The sequence below is a fragment of the Tenacibaculum pelagium genome (assembly GCF_014062345.1).
Lineage (GTDB): Bacteria > Bacteroidota > Bacteroidia > Flavobacteriales > Flavobacteriaceae > Polaribacter > Polaribacter pelagius.
Genome location: NZ_JACGLS010000001.1, coordinates 1 through 16,151 on the forward strand (window position 1 = coordinate 1; position 16,151 = coordinate 16,151).

10 protein-coding genes are annotated in these 16,151 nt (G+C 32.8%); 7 read left to right on the forward strand and 3 right to left on the reverse strand.

Annotated features, from left to right (window positions below; all coding sequences use genetic code 11):
• From H3Z83_RS00005 to H3Z83_RS00025, 5 genes are all read left to right on the forward strand, one after another.
• Positions 1-1,707, forward strand: a 1,707-nt coding sequence (locus H3Z83_RS00005) for a gliding motility-associated C-terminal domain-containing protein (protein WP_182123430.1), incomplete at its 5' end; no start/stop codon positions are given.
• 9 nt (positions 1,708-1,716) lie between these two features.
• A complete protein-coding gene (locus H3Z83_RS00010; RefSeq protein WP_182123431.1) occupies positions 1,717-2,658 on the forward strand; it encodes a PorP/SprF family type IX secretion system membrane protein in 942 nt (313 codons plus the stop codon).
• A gap of 10 nt (positions 2,659-2,668) precedes the next feature.
• Positions 2,669-4,564 carry an OmpA family protein gene (locus tag H3Z83_RS00015; protein ID WP_182123432.1) on the forward strand — a complete coding sequence of 632 codons (1,896 nt, stop codon included), beginning with the start codon at positions 2,669-2,671 and terminating at the stop codon, positions 4,562-4,564.
• A 142-nt stretch (positions 4,565-4,706) separates the two neighbouring features.
• Positions 4,707-5,618: an anti-sigma factor gene (locus H3Z83_RS00020; RefSeq protein WP_182123433.1), complete on the forward strand. Its 912-nt coding sequence runs from the start codon at positions 4,707-4,709 to the stop codon at positions 5,616-5,618.
• Between the two features lie 70 nt (positions 5,619-5,688).
• The gene (locus H3Z83_RS00025) at positions 5,689-6,156 is read left to right on the forward strand and encodes a DUF6495 family protein (RefSeq protein WP_182123434.1); all 468 of its coding nucleotides are present in this window, start codon (positions 5,689-5,691) and stop codon (positions 6,154-6,156) included.
• Here H3Z83_RS00025 and H3Z83_RS00030 read toward each other — a convergent pair.
• Positions 6,137-6,823, reverse strand: a complete 687-nt coding sequence (locus H3Z83_RS00030) for an SIR2 family NAD-dependent protein deacylase (protein WP_182123435.1) — start codon at positions 6,821-6,823, stop codon at positions 6,137-6,139. The genes H3Z83_RS00025 and H3Z83_RS00030 overlap by 20 nt on opposite strands.
• Before the next feature lie 48 nt (positions 6,824-6,871).
• On the opposite strand from H3Z83_RS00030, the gene H3Z83_RS00035 reads away from it, so the two are divergent.
• Positions 6,872-7,549: a TrmH family RNA methyltransferase gene (locus H3Z83_RS00035; RefSeq protein WP_182123436.1), complete on the forward strand. Its 678-nt coding sequence runs from the start codon at positions 6,872-6,874 to the stop codon at positions 7,547-7,549.
• Between the two features lie 15 nt (positions 7,550-7,564).
• Here the strand turns inward: H3Z83_RS00035 and H3Z83_RS00040 are convergent, their stop codons facing one another.
• Entirely contained in the window at positions 7,565-7,738 is a 174-nt protein-coding gene (locus H3Z83_RS00040; protein ID WP_182123437.1) for a hypothetical protein, read from the reverse strand.
• Positions 7,739-7,742: 4 nt separating this feature from the next.
• On the reverse strand, positions 7,743-14,276 hold the full coding sequence (locus H3Z83_RS00045) for a LamG-like jellyroll fold domain-containing protein (RefSeq protein WP_182123438.1): 6,534 nt from the start codon (positions 14,274-14,276) through the stop codon (positions 7,743-7,745).
• Between the two features lie 213 nt (positions 14,277-14,489).
• Between H3Z83_RS00045 and H3Z83_RS00050 the strand changes: the two genes are divergently transcribed.
• Positions 14,490-16,151 carry a tetratricopeptide repeat protein gene (locus H3Z83_RS00050; protein WP_182123439.1) on the forward strand — a complete coding sequence of 554 codons (1,662 nt, stop codon included), beginning with the start codon at positions 14,490-14,492 and terminating at the stop codon, positions 16,149-16,151.

The following is a 16,151-nucleotide window of genomic DNA, read 5'->3' on the forward strand; positions in this document are numbered from 1 at the left end:
GATAGTAACTTAGTAGTAATCAAGAGTGAAGTAATTAGCGGAGATCAAGATGAGTGTGGTGTAGAGTATTTAATCACAAGAAAATGGTCAGTATCGGATTGTGCTGGAAACACAACGGAATATATCCAATTAGTAACCGTACAAGACACGGCAGCACCAGAATTCGAAGGAGATTTACCAGCTCAGGAAATTGTAGCGAGTTGTGACGATGTACCAACAATGGTTGATTTAACAGCGACAGATAATTGTGATAGTAATATAGAAGTAATCAAGAGCGAAGTAATTAGCGGCGATCAAGATGAGTGTGGTGTAGAGTACTTAATCACAAGAAAATGGTCAGTATCAGACTGTGCCGGAAACAGAACAGAGTATATCCAATTAGTAACAGTTCAAGATACAGTAGCACCAGTATTTGTAGAGGATTTACCAGAGAATGTGACAGTAAATTGTGATGATATACCAGAGGCAGTGGTATTAACAGCAACTGATAATTGTAGTGCATCAACAGATTTAGTAGTTAATTACACGGAAGAGTTTACAGGACAAGATGATGATTGTGCAACGGTTTATACGATTACTAGAACTTGGGAAGTATCCGATTGTGCAGGCAATAACGTAAGTCATACACAAACAATTAATGTAGAGGATAACGCTGCTCCAGAGTTGGTAGGAGATCTACCAGCAAATGTAACAGTAAGTTGTGATTCGATTCCAGATGCAGCGGTATTAACAGCGACGGATAATTGTACATCATCAGGAGACTTGGTAGTTAATTATACGGAAGAGTTATCAGGACAAGATGAAGGATGTGCATCAGAATATACGATAACCAGAACTTGGGAAGTATCCGACTGTGCTGGTAATAGTGTAAGTCATACACAAACAATTACAGTAGAGGATAACGAAGCACCAGAATTAGTTTCTTCTTTAGAAGATATTAATGTAGAATGTGATTCAGTTCCAGAAGTTCCAACATTAGAGTTTGTTGATAATTGTTCAGAGAATGTAACTCAAACGAACTTTGAAGAGGAGAGTACATTTGATGGAACTGATAGCGATTATCAAATTATAAGAACTTGGACAGTAAGTGATGATTGTGGTAATACCGCCGATTTTGTTCAAACAATTAATGTTACGGTAAAAACATCAGTTACAACCATTGCAGATTCAAAATGTACAGATGACGGTACCATAGATTTAAACGATTATATAACAGATGGATTAAGTACTGAAGGAACATGGGAAGTAACAACAGGAGATGTATCATTATCTAGTGATGCTACTTTCGATCCATTAGATTTAACACTAGGAGATTATGTATTTACTTATACAGTTTCTAACGAAGGATGTTTATCATCAATAGCAGTAACAATTAATATTCATGACGACTGTATTGTATTACCATGTGGTCAAGAAGATGTAAGAATATCAAAAGCAGTAACACCAAACGGAGATTCATGGAATGAGTTTTTCGAAGTAACCGGAGTAGAATCATGTGGATTTATCACCAATGTTAAAATATTTAACCGTTGGGGAGCACGAGTATATGAATCAGACAATTATGCGAATAATTGGAACGGAGTATCAGAAGGAACCACTTTTGGTAGCGCAAAAAGGTTACCAGCGGGAACTTATTATTACATCGTAGTATTAGAAAACAGTGGTTTAAAACCATTTACAGGAGCAATTTATTTAGGAACCAAATAATGTAACGCTATGAAGCACAATTACAAACTATATACAGTTTTAGTACTATTAATTACTACAGTATTTAATGTAGAGGGGCAGCAATTACCTCAATTTACGCAATACATGTACAATACAATATCGATAAATCCGGCATATGCAGGAAGTAGACAAGTATTTAGTGCAGTAGGACTTCATAGAAGTCAATGGGCAGGAATAGATAGAGGGCCAGAAACCCAAACATTATCGTTGCATACACCGTTACGAAATGATAAGATAGGAGTAGGGTTGTCATTCATTAATGACAAGTTAGGATATGAGAAGTTTACTTATTTGTATGGAGATTTTTCATATACAATTCAGTTAAATGATGAGATAAAATTAGCTTTTGGATTAAAAGCAGGATTTACACAATATAATTTAGATGATGATTTAATCGCAGCAGAAGCTTCAGATCCTGGAGTAAGCGGTGTAAGAAACCGATGGGAGCCTAATATTGGTAGTGGAGTTTTTATGCATACAGATAGATGGTATGTAGGTTTCTCGGCACCAAGATTATTAAATATAGACCATAATGATTTAACCATTGGTGGAGTAGATTACGGAATTATAGATCGGGTAAGTTATTATTTAACCGGAGGGTATGTTTTTGATGTAAGCGATAATGTTAAATTCAAACCAGCTACTTTAATTAAAGCAACAAGAGGAGCCCCTTTATCATATGATATAACTGCTAATTTTTTATTCAATGAAAAGTTTTGGTTAGGAGGTTCTTACAGGTTTAATGAGTTTACTGGAGCCTTAGGCGCTTTAGTTGATTTTCAAGTAACAAAGCAATTTAGAGTAGGATATGCGTATGAATATCCATTATCAGATATCAATCAATTCTCAAGTGGTACTCACGAAGTATTATTAATGTTTGAATTGAATAAGCCGAAGTCGTATAGAGCAAAGTCCCCTAGATATTTTTAAAGAAATAGATATGAAGACAAGAATAACATTTTTAGTATTACTTTTTTTATCACTTAGTATTTTTTCACAAAGAAAACTTGCTGATAAATTCTATAAGGAATATGCATATATAAAAGCGGCTGAGTTCTATAAAAAAGCAATAAAGATAGAAGGAGATAATGGAGTAGATTTATTTGCAAAGTTAGCAGACTGTTATTACAACAATTCTAACTCAGAACAAGCAGTTTACTGGTATACTTTAGCCGATCATAGAAAGGTAGGATTAGATAACGAACGTATATACAGATTAGCGCAATCGTTAAGAAGTGTAGGCGAGTATGAGAAAGCCGAGACTTGGCTTAAAAAACTACCAGATGCAGATTTAAAATTAAGAAATGTAGATTATACTAAATTAAAGGAACTGAATAGAGACTCTATAAGAATTGCGAATTTAAATATCAACACAGAGAACTCAGATTTTGGTCCGTACGTACATAACGGAAAGTTCTATTTCGCATCAGCAAAAAATAAGAATGGAGAAGTTTATGAATGGAACCATGAACCATATTTAGATTTATATCAAGCAAAAATTAAAGAAGACGGTACAGAGAAATCAATAGAAGATATTGTTCCAGTAATCTCTACAAAAGTAAATACAGGATTTCATGAATCAAGTATAGCCATTACGAAAGATGGTAAAACAATGTACTTTACAAGAAATAACCTAGATGATAAAAATAAATTAGACCACAACAAAGAAGGAACCGCACATTTAAAAATATTTAAAGCTACATTTTTAGAAAATGGTACATGGAATGATTTAGAAGAACTACCATTTAATAGTGAATTATATTCCAATGGACATCCAGCTTTAAGTCCAGATGAAAAGACATTATACTTTGTTTCAGACAGATCCGATGGCTTTGGACAGACAGATATATACAAAGTAGCAATATTAGAAGATGGATCTTATGGTACTCCAAAAAACTTAGGAGCCAATATCAATACGAAAGGAAAAGAAATGTTTCCATTTGTAGCGAATGACAATACCTTGTATTTTTCTTCAGATGGATATCAAAACTTAGGTCTGTTAGATATTTATAAATCAGATATATTAAATAATGCTTCATCATCAGAAGTAAAAAATATAGGAGCGCCATTTAATAGTGGTTATGACGACTTTGCTTTTTTTATAAATAACGACAATAAAACAGGCTATTTTTCTTCTAACAGACCAGAAGGTAAAGGGCGTGATGATATTTATAGTTTTAGTACCCATGAATGTTTACAATATATTACGGGTAAAACTTTTGATAAACGAACCCAAGAATCATTACCAGAAACCTTAGTAGAATTAATCGATGTAAACGGAAAAGTTATCGAAAGGTTTGTAACAGCAGAAGATGCTACTTATAGATTTGAAAGAAAATGTAAGAAGAACAAGTATACTTTACGAGGCACAAAGTTAGATTATAAAGATGATTTAGGAAGTGTAGAAACCACAGAAGAGCGAGATGCAGAAATAAAACAAGATTTGTATCTAACACCATTAATTGTAGGAAAAGAGATTGTGATTAATCCAATATTCTTTGATTTTAACAAGTGGAATATTCGACCAGATGCAGCTTACGAATTAGAGTTTGTTGTAAAGGTATTAAAGAATCATCCAGATATGATTATTAAGATAGAAGCACATACCGATAGTAGGGGTACAGCTAGGTATAATGAAAGATTATCAGACCGAAGAGCAAAATCAACTAGAGATTATATTTTATCAAGAGGATTAGATGCTTCAAGAATACAAAGTGCGATAGGATATGGAGAAAAGCAGTTGGTTAATAAATGTAAAGATAGAGTAAAATGTACCGAAGAGGAGCATCAAGAAAACAGACGTTCTAAGTTTATCATACTAAACGATTATAATTAAAAATATTGTTTCCCGAATTTTTAATTTTCCTAAACCCTAGCTTTATAAAATAAGTTAGGGTTTTTCTTGTTTTTTAATCAAGTATGTAAGTTTTTATTTATTGATCGACTCAATAAAAGTATAATCAAAAATTTACATAATTATGAAAAGAGCATTTTTAAGCCTATTGGCCATTGCAGCAATTTCATTTACTTCTTGTAGTGATGACGATGATATTGCAACAACAAAAACAGTAAGTCAATCATTTCAAAATTTACCAGATGTAGGTAGTAACTATGTTTATGAAGGTTGGTTAATTGTAGGAGCAGAAAAAATATCAACAGGAAGGTTTACAAATACAGAAGGAGCTAGTCATACAAGCGCAGCGTTAGATATAACAAAAGTAAATGCAGCTACAGAATATGTATTAACGATTGAGCCTACGAATGAAACAGGAGCAGATTTATCAAGCCCGAGTGGGTGGATATTTTCAAAAGGAACATTTACAAATACAACAGCGAATCCATCAACAGATGGTGCGATATATGAAGCAGGCTCTAATTTAGAAACTGCGACTAGTCAATTTTTCTTAAAGGCTCCATCTGCAGGAATGGATGGAACGGATGCTAATGGTATCTGGTGGATTAATGCTTTACCTCCAACAACAGGTGGATTTACGAATTTACCAACTTTGGGAAGCGGTTGGATTTATGAAGGTTGGGTTGTTGTAAATGATAATTCAGGAAGTCCAGTGCCAATTTCTACAGGTAAATTTTCAGATCCAAATATGGCTGATGATAATAATAATGAATTTAAAGGTGCAGGAATGGTACCACCATTTCCAGGTGAAGACTTTATTATGGATCCTAATAATAAATATCCTAATGTTACTTTTCCTATCGATTTAACTAGTGCGAATGTGGTAATTTCTATAGAACCAACTGTAGGAGATGATCCAGCGCCATTTGGTTTAAAACCATTTACAAAACAATTAGATAATCAAACAGTTTCTGTTGCAGTAACTATGGATAATGGTTATGCTAACAAAGTAATTTCAGGAACTGTAACGAGATAAATTTTATATGAATTTTCTAATTCGTTTAGAAATTCAGATATTTGAACCGCCTAAAAAAAGGCGGTTTTTTATGAAATATAGACAACTTACTAAAGAACAATTTGAAGGATTACACGAAGAGTTTGCTCGTTTTTTAGCTTCACAAAGTATTGATGCTAAAGAGTGGAAAGAGTTAAAAGAAGAAAAGCCTCATGTAGCAGAGGAGGAAATGAATGTGTTTAGTGATGTAGTTTGGGATGATGTGCTTACCAAGACTTCTTATTTAGAACATTTTTCGAAAAAGGTGGTAAACCTATTTAAATGTGATGAAAAAGAAATGCATCGTATTGTAATTAATGTGGATAAAGAGATTGATTTATTAACTCAAGAAGGTTTTGAATGGTTAATGAAAAATCCGAATGATGAGAAAATTGAATTTTTTACAGGAACAAAAAAATATGCAGAAGAAAGAAATTCCGAAATATTTGACTTAATAGAAAAAGGAAGTGCCATTTCTAAAGGAGAAATATTCGAATATTTTAATCGATTAACTTCTTAAGTAATTCATCGGTTCCTAAACTAGCAATGTCTTTAATAATTGTTAAATTGTTAAAGGCGTTTTTATTTACAGCAGGTTTTGGGTCTATAAAATAAATAGGCACATTTTCAGAAACATAATCAATTAAACTAGCTGCTGGATATACTTGCATGGAAGTACCAATAATTACTAAAATATCTGCTCTCAATGTAATTTCAATAGCTTTTTCAAGCATAGGAACATCTTCACCAAACCATACAATATGTGGGCGTAATTGAGAATTCTGTTCGCAGGTATCTCCTATAATAATATCAGACTTCCTATCGTAAACTAAATATTCGTAAGCAGTGCTCCTAGCTTTTAATAGTTCCCCATGTAAGTGTAAGACGTTGGTACTACCAGCACGTTCATGTAAATCATCAACATTCTGTGTAATAATAACCACATCAAAATACTTCTCTAAATCAACAAGATTGGTATGTGCTTTATTCGGACTTACAGTAAGTAATTGTCTTCTACGTTGATTGTAAAAATCAAGGACTAATTCTGGATTAGAATGAAACCCTTGAGGAGAAGCTACTTCATAAATATCATGTCCTTCCCATAAACCATTAGCATCTCTAAAAGTATTAATGCCACTTTCTGCACTGATACCAGCGCCTGTTAAAACAACTAATTTCTTTTTCATCTCTAAATAATAAAGCTTAAAAATAGTAAATTTTAGTATGTTTGCTATATGATAGATGAAGGATTATTAGCCTATTTAGAAGGTTATATTACTGAAAAAAGAAAAGCAACTTTCGAAAAGGTTTTAAATGAGCGTACCCGTCATTTTACTGTTGTGTTAGAAGACATATATCAACCGCATAATGCAAGTGCAGTGGTAAGAAGTTGTGATATTTTCGGGGTACAAGATGTATATGCGATTGAAAATAGATTTACAAATAAAGTTTCCAGACATGTTGCGAAAGGAAGTCAGAAATGGTTAAATATTAATCGTTTTAAGGAAGATGGAGATAACACAAAAGCTTGTTTAAAAGACTTACGAGCAAAAGGATATCAGATTATAGGAACAACACCACATACTGATTCTTGTGTGCTATCTGATTTTGATGTAACAAAGAAGTCTGCTTTTGTATTTGGAGCTGAGAAAGAAGGGATTTCAGATTATATTAAACAAGAGGCTGATGGATTTTTAAAAATACCAATGGTTGGCTTTACCGAGAGTTTAAACATATCGGTAGCAGCTGCAATCACTTTAAACGATGTAACTTCACGCTTACGTAAGACTAATGTTGATTGGCAATTAACTGATGAAGAAAAAAGAGTTTTGTATTTTGAATGGATTAAAAATACAATTAAGAACCCTGATAAGTTAATCGAGTATTATCAAAAAGAAAACGAGGCTGAATAGCCTCGTTTTTTATTGTTAAAAATTTCCTCCTGGAGTTTCAGGACTCTGTGCTTGTGCTTTCTGCGGATTTAAAATCATGTAAGTTCCTAAAGCTGTTAAAGCGCTATATTTTCCATATGTACCTAGCTTTTTTAAAGCTTCTTTTCTGGAGATTTTGTTATCTTTTTTATCTATATTTTTGTTGTTCATTGTTTTATTTTTTAAGGATGACTTTCTTGGTTTTTATTCCAATATTGGTTTCCAGACTTATTACATACAGTCCAGTTTCTACAGAAGGTAAATCAATAATATTATTACCAGTTCCATTAAAATGATTTGTATATACGACAGCACCTAAAGTATTGAAGATCGTAAGCTTAAAGGAGTCTCCAGATATCCCTTTTACAAATAATTTACTGTTTAGATTGTAAAGCATAATATCTGCTAGTGTAGTTTCTAGAGTTTCTACTTGTGCTTTGGTGTGTAAATAAAATCTTCCTATTCCGTTTGTAGTTTTTGCTATTGTTAATGAGTATTCTTCTTTATTTAAGTTGATAAACTTTCCTAATTCTCTATCTTCTAAGTACATTTCTATTCCTCTTGGTAATGAAATTCCTTTACCAGAGATAGTTATTGATGTTCCTTCTTTTACTTTAACTCCTATTGGAATAATAAATGATTCTTTCGATTCACTTGGTAAGGACTGATACGTAAAGTTTTTTCCTGAAGAACCATCTAATAATCGGGTATAAATATCTAATCCAGCTCCATCAAAGTTTCCTAAATCATACCCTGCATCTAATCCTTTAGTGGCATTGTTTCTATAACTAATTGTGGTATTTACTTGAACACCTTTAGAAGCTATTGATAATTTAATTGTCGGAATATTTGATCCTTTACCAAAAGTTCCTCCTGTAGCTGGTTGTACCATTCGTTGTGCTTGTTTAAAAGCCATGGAACTTGCACTATTCGTTGTTTTTACAAAAAATCCTTGTCCTGGAGCCAATGAACTCTCTCCACTTACTAAAGTTTTAGGAATGTATTTACTTTGTGTATTATCCCATACATATACTCCTACATAGGTAGGATCAAAACTAGCCAAGTTATCATTGATAAAGTTGGTTCCTGAGTTTTCATTGATTGGTAAAAACGCTGTATATGGATTTCCAATAGCATTCCATTCTGAAACTACAACTGATTTATTTACATCAGTAGTTTCTAAAGATCCAGTAAAGCTAATTGAACCATTACTTGCTCTAGAGATAGCATAACTTTGTCCTTTTTGAAAGGTAATGCTGTTCGATGCTAAATCATCTACAGTATAATACACCCATTTATCACCTGCTGATCTACTATCATCATAATATCCCACTGCATATCTATTTGGTGTAACCGTAGTATTTACTCGAATAGCATTAGAAGAATCTTCAACAAAATCTTTTACACTCTGACCAGATACTGGCGCAGCTACAATACTCCATTGATTTGCCAATAAACCTCCACGTGCATAGGTTACTTGGCCGTTTGAAGTTCCTTTTACTACTAAACTAGCACTATTAGAAGCCGTTGATACCATTGCGAAAGTTCCATTATTAACAAAGTTTCCATCCACCATTATTCCTCCGTTAGCATTGATATCAAAAGAAGAAAGTGATTCAACGGTTAAATCATTTATTTGAATGGCACTAGTTACTTCTGGTGTATTGGTTACATTCGGAACAATTACACTTTGAGTAGTAAGTGGTTCTAGATTGGTAGACCAATTTCCATTGGTTGTCCAACTGGTATTTACACTTCCATTCCAAGTAACTTGTGATGGATGTACTACATTTACTGTTCTAATAACTTCAACTGCTGCGTTTCCTGAAACCCCCGTAGCGTTATAAGTAATACTATAACTTCCAATGGCATCAACAAATGCACTTGCATCTATGGTAACATTAGAACCGTCATTTACACTAGCTCCCAACTCTGTATAACCACTGCCTAATGCAATGTTTTGTGGATTGTCTCCTGTTAATGTAATAACTGGGGTACTACAACTGTCAGTAATATCTTGCACGCTATCCCAAGCGGTTGGATGGGTTCCAACAAATGATAGGGTAGAAGAGCCGTTACCATTATGGATATAATTGAATAAACCACATAAGCTTGTAGTATTTTCTTGGTTCTGGATTACTAATGTATTGGTTACATTTTGTAACCCAAATAAATCAATTGTTAGTAAAGCATTGTTATTTCTAATAGTAGAATCTGTACTAGTTAATTCCGTAACGTTTTGTAAAGCGCTTATATCTGCCAGATTTCCATTAAAGCTAATACCTAAAATACCAATAGATGTTAATGATGCTAAGAAAGAATTATCGAATGTTGTAATTAATTCATTTTCAGAAATACTTAAGGTATTTATAGATGTAATAGTTAATTTAGGAAAACCTTCTAAACTACTAACTAAATCACAATTAGATAAATTAAAACTTCCTAAAGTAGTTAATTCATCAAGTCCCTGAAGATTATTTAAACTAACAAGATCTCTTAATAAAAGTTGACCGCTAATACTTGTTAGATTTTGAAGGAAACTCAAATTGGTTATTCCTAAGTTGTCTAAACTGAAATTACCACCTATGGTTGATAGCGCTGGTGTTGTAATGGTAGTTAGTTGTTGACAATGATCAATAGAAGCATTGTTACTAATACTTGTTAGCTTAGAAATACTTAATGTAGTTAAACCACTACAACTACCAATGGCTAGACGACCTGTAACTGTTTGTAATTCTGGAGCGGTGATAGATTGTAAACTATGCATATCAGCAATTAGAAAATTCCCTGTACTTTCTAGAAGAGCTAAATTAAGATTGGTCATTCCACCTACATTATTATTCATTCTAAATTCTCCACTTACTTGGGTCAATTTTGGAATTGAAATAGAACTTAATGAGCTATTGAATGTAATAGAAAAATTTGAACTTATAGTTTGTATTTCATCAAAAGCAATCGTTGATAATATTGAATTATTTGTGATAGCTATACTTGAAATAGAAGTAAGTTGATTAAGAATTGAAATATCTGTTAGTTGGTCTAGATTGTTAACCTCAAAACTTCCCCCCAAACTTGTAATGTTTGAAAAACTTACTATTGATGTGATGTTAGACATGTCTTTAAATGTGATATTACCTCCAATAGTAGTTAAGTTTGAAAATCCTGATAAATCATTAGAAATATTTCCTTCTAAATGTAGGTTACCAGAAATAGTATGAATCTTAGAAAAACCTGATAAATCAGTAATAGTACCGTTAATAGTTACATCTCCTTCAATAATTCCGCAATCTCCTAAAGTTGCTGTAAAAGTATCTACTTCGGTTTGTGAGGTTAATGTTACATCTCCTATTACTATACAGTCGCAACTATTAGAAACATTATTAGCAGAAGCATCAATCCAGTTACTAGTAACACCTGATAAAGCAAAATTGCTTAAAGTTCCATTAAAATTGTTAGAAGAGCTATCAGTTAAAGTTGTTAATCCGCTATTGTCTGCACCAGAAATCCCCGAATTAAAATTATAACTAGCTATTAAGTTGTTTTGTGACATATCAGCTGTACAACCATTTAATTGACCAACTTCAAATGCACTTAATGTTTTTGTCCAGATACGTAATTCATCTAATTGACCATCAAAATAACCACCCGTATCTCCACTTGGACTATCGGCGGCTGTATATCCTAATTGAATATTTGCCGTGGTAGATGTTACTGTAGGAGTTCCAACCCAACCTGTTGATCTTGCTAGCGTACCATCAATATAACATCGAGCATTTCCTGAATCTAAGGTAATTGCCACGTGATGCCACTCATCATCATCTACTTTAGTTGCTGGACTTAATAAACGAGTAACATAATTTGAAGTACTTGCATAGTAGTAAAATTCTATTCTTCCTCCATCAAGATTAACTCTCCATCCGTTATTGCCATTTGGTGTAAATTTATTAATAACACCACCAAGACCGTCTGTAGTTTTAATCCAAAAATCAACAGAGAAATTTAGATTGTTTTGAGAAGTATTGTGTGAAATAGTTACCAAATCATCAGAACCATCAAAATCTAAACCTGTTCCCGGAGGAATACCAGTTCCTTGGATAGTAAAACTATAAGTAGGTTCATCACAATCATCACTACTAATAACTACCGTAGCCGTTTTTATTCCACCAGAGGTAGGAGTAAAAGTTATAATTAATGAAGCAGATTCTGTAGCGGGTATTGGATTATTACTTGGATTTCGAGTAATTGAAAAATCACTAGTATCACCGGTAAGTACTATTCCACTAACATTTAATGAAGCTGAACCATCAGAATTACGAATAAAAAAGCTCATTTCTTTAGAGCTACCTACATTAACACTATCAGCATCAGTATTATCACCAGAAATAGGAGTAGTGTCTCCAGTTAAGATATCATTACCATTACCTTGTACATTGATTTCAGGAATAGCCACTGAACAATTTCCTGAAATATTATTGGCTGTAGTATCTACCCAATTAGAGCTAGGACCTGTTAAAGAAAAGTTTGTTAGCGTACCATCTAAATTATTGGAAGTTTCGTCATTTGCAGTGGATTTAGATGAATTATTAGCATTTACATTTCCTTCATTCAGTTTATAATAAGCAACTAATCCAGATTCATTTCCTGTTAACTCACAAGTTTCCTGAGCACTTAGTTCATCTGAGCATAATGCACGACTCCAAAAACGAATTTCATCTAATTCACCTGAAAAGTATTGATTAGAATAGCTAGAATATCCAATAAAAGTACTTTCTGTATTGGTAGGTGCATTGGGAGTTGTAGCATAAGAATTACTTGAATTTGCAGTTCCATCAACATAAAACTGAACAGTATTATCTCCAAAAACAATAGAAAAGCGATGCCAATTACCATCATTTAAACCAGAAATACTCGAATTTACTGTAGTGGTTATATTGGAACTTTTATAGTAAAAACGTAACCTCCCTGTATCTGATAATTGAATAGAAAAACCGTTTTCATTGGTAGCATCATATTTACTAATTATTGGGTTATTATCTGTCGTTGAAGATGTTTTAAAATAGCCTTCCACAGTGAATGTGTTGGTGTTAAAAGAACTATTATGACTAATACTTATATGGTCATCCGTTCCGTCAAAATCAAGTCCCGTTGCAGGAGTATATCCTGTTCCTTCGATTGCAAAAGTGAAAGTTCCATTGTCACAATCATTATTTGAAATTTCAACAGTTGCTGTTCTATGTGCATTTGCTGAAGGAGTAAAAAGGATACGTAAGTTTCCTGACGCTCCTGCGGCTATGGTTGTAGGCGATTCAATAATAGAGAAATCTGTAGAACCATTAATAGTAATATTTGAAATGTTCAAACTTGCACTTCCTGAATTATTGATTGTATAATCTGCAGGTTCTGCTTGTCCTAATTGTACGTTACCAAAGGAAGTATTATTAGTTACGACTACATCGGTATCTCCGTTATTAATATCCTTATTATTTGAAGAAATTTTAATAATTGGTTCTGTGTAGGTACTGCAAGTTCCAGTAAGCCCATTTGAGCTAGCATCAATCCAATTTGAACTTGTTCCTGTTAATCCAAAATTATTCAAAGTACCTTGAGGAGGAATACCTGAACTAATGGTATGTTTTGGATCAAGTGTTGAAAACATAGGAAAGTTATTTCCGTTTTCTACACCATTGTTAAATGTATAGTACGCAATTAAATTATCTTCACTTCCTGTAAGTTGACATTTAAACTGATTAGAAATTCTACAACTAGATAAATCCATATCCCATACACGAAAATCATCAATTGCTCCTGCATAGTATTGTACACCACCAATAGCACTACCGATGGTTAAATTATTGCTATTATCTATAAGTGCTTCAGAAAGAGTAAGTGTATTTTCAAGAGTTCCATCAATAAAAATTTGATAATTACTTCCATTATAAATAATAGCTACGTGCTGCCATTGATTGTTTACAATAGGAGGAGTCATAAAGGTTTTAGGACCACTTGAAGTAAAAAATGTAAAATTTAGCTGTAAAGAAGTGTCTATTCGTAAATTATACCCAGAACTCCCACTCATATTATCAAAAATGAAATGTTCATTAGTACCAGAAATTTCAGGTTTTATCCAAAATTCTAAAGTGAAATTCCCACCATTTATATTATAATTACCACTATTAAATGTAATATTATCATTCACACCATCAAAGTGTAACCCACTTCCTTGTTCGTAAGCGGTTCCTTGAATAGCAAACGTAAAAGTACCGTTGGTGGCATCGTCACTGGTAATGGTTACAGTAGCATTTTTAGTACCAACGGTTTGGGGGGTGAACTTGATATTTAATTCTTCACTTGCTCCAGGTGCTACCATTGTAGGAGATGTTCCTTCAATTTCAAAATCGCTTGCGTTAGCCCCAGTAATAGTAATACTAGAAATATTGAGAATATCCATTAGGCTCATGTTTTCAATTGTGAAAGTTGAAAGATTTGTTTCCCCAGCTGCAGTATTCATAAAAAGAGTGCCATCTGGTTCTGATACATTGGTTTGTCCATTGGTAAACGGACTTCCCATAGGATCAAATCCTTTTACTTTAATTTGACCAGCAAAAGTTTTTGCAGGATCTGTTCGTTTGTTTGCATGGATACTTTCTGAAAGAAAGATACATGTTATTGCATACAGCAATGTGAGTATTAGTAGGGCCGTTTTTTTCATAAGAGAGAAGTTTGGTAGACTTTATTAAACTTATAGTTTGTTTTGTGACACAATGGTACAAAACTGTTCTTATTACCAAGCTTTTTTATGGTTACAAAAAGTTTCATCCCTTTGTTCTTAGGGGGTTTGGAGAATTTTGTTTATTTTGGAATTGTAAAGTGTTTATCTTTATCTATTTATATTTGTGTTACTTTTTTAACACTCCCACAGTTTATGAGGCTATTTTTATTAGTTGTTTTTTATACGGTTATAGGTACAGTTTTTGGACAAGTACCTCAAGATTCTTTGGTTATTGAATTAAGGGGGAAAGTTGAAAATGCTCAGAACGACTCTGTAAAGGTTCATTATTTGATTAAGCTTACAAAAAAGGTAGAAAAATCTAATATAGGTCAAGGAAGAGAATTAATAATGGAGACTTTGGGAATTATAAATGATATAGAAATTCCAAATGACTATTTTTTAAAGCAAAAAGCATCTATATTAGATGCCTTAGGTAAATACGAATCCCGACAAATTAATTATCAAAATTCTCTTAATTTTAGGCTACAAGCTTTAAAGATTAGAGAAGCGTTAAAAGACTCAATTGAAATAGCCAAAAGTTATCATAGTATGGGGATGTTATTTCGATATCAAAAGGAATATGATAAGTCAAAATTCTATTTCCTAAAGTCTCTTGAGATACAAAAGAAAAATATAGATAGTGCCCAATTTGCTAGAACTTATAACATGTTAGGAGTAAGTTATTATTATAACAAGCAAAATGACTCGGCAATGTACTGCTATAAACTTTCTAGAAATTATTACCCTACAGCTTTTGGAAAAACAAGACCTAATGAAAACATAGCTGCAATCTATTACACTACAGGTAATTATGAGAGAGCCATTGAAATATATAAAAAAAACTTAGCATTGTATAAATCAGAAGAAAACAACGATTTTATCATTAATGTTCAAATGCATCTTGCTAAAATTCATTCTGATTTAGGTAGACATCAACAAGCAATACATTATATTGATAAAACATTATTCTATGCTAAAAAATATGGAAATACTTCGAAATTGCCACTTATATACCAATTAAGAAGCCATATTTTCGAAAAAATGGGCAATTATAGGTATGCCCTTGGTTATTACAAAACCCATAAATATTACTACGATTCTATTTTCAATGTTAAAAATGCAAAGAAGATTACTGAATTAGAGTTGAATTATAAATTTCAAAAAGAAAAACAAGCTGATAGTTTGCAATTCGCAAATGAAAAACAAGCGTTGGAATTAATGACTGAGGTAAAGCAAGCAAGAAATAGACTTTACATTGTTGTATTATTATCAATTTCTATACTCGGTATTACACTTTTGATTATTGTGAATAATAGAAGAAGACTCAACAGAGAACGTTTTAAAAAGGAACAGTTTGCAAAAGAATTGTTAGATGAGCAATTAAAACATACTACTTATCAAGCAAAACAATTGGTGGCAGATAATAAAATGCGTTTGCAGTTTAAGCAAGAGTTTTTGACTAAGCTAAAGAAGGTAAAAAAGCATGGAGATGATGTAGATGCTTCTGGCTTTCAATCGTTAATCGTAGACTTGACCTCACAAATACAAACTGAAAGTAAATTTGATTCTATTGGAGATAATATTGAACAACTAGACAAAGAGTTTAATGAAAAACTTAGAATTCAATACCCAGATTTAACTAAGTCTGAAAGAGAGATTTGCGCTTTGATGCGAATGAATTTAAGTATCAAGGAAATTATGATCATTAGAAATGTTAGTATGGGATCTGTAAAAGCTTCTCGTCACCGTATTCGAAAAAAAATGGGACTAGAAAGAGGGCAGGAGTTAGAACAAGCTATAATGGAGTTGGTGTAA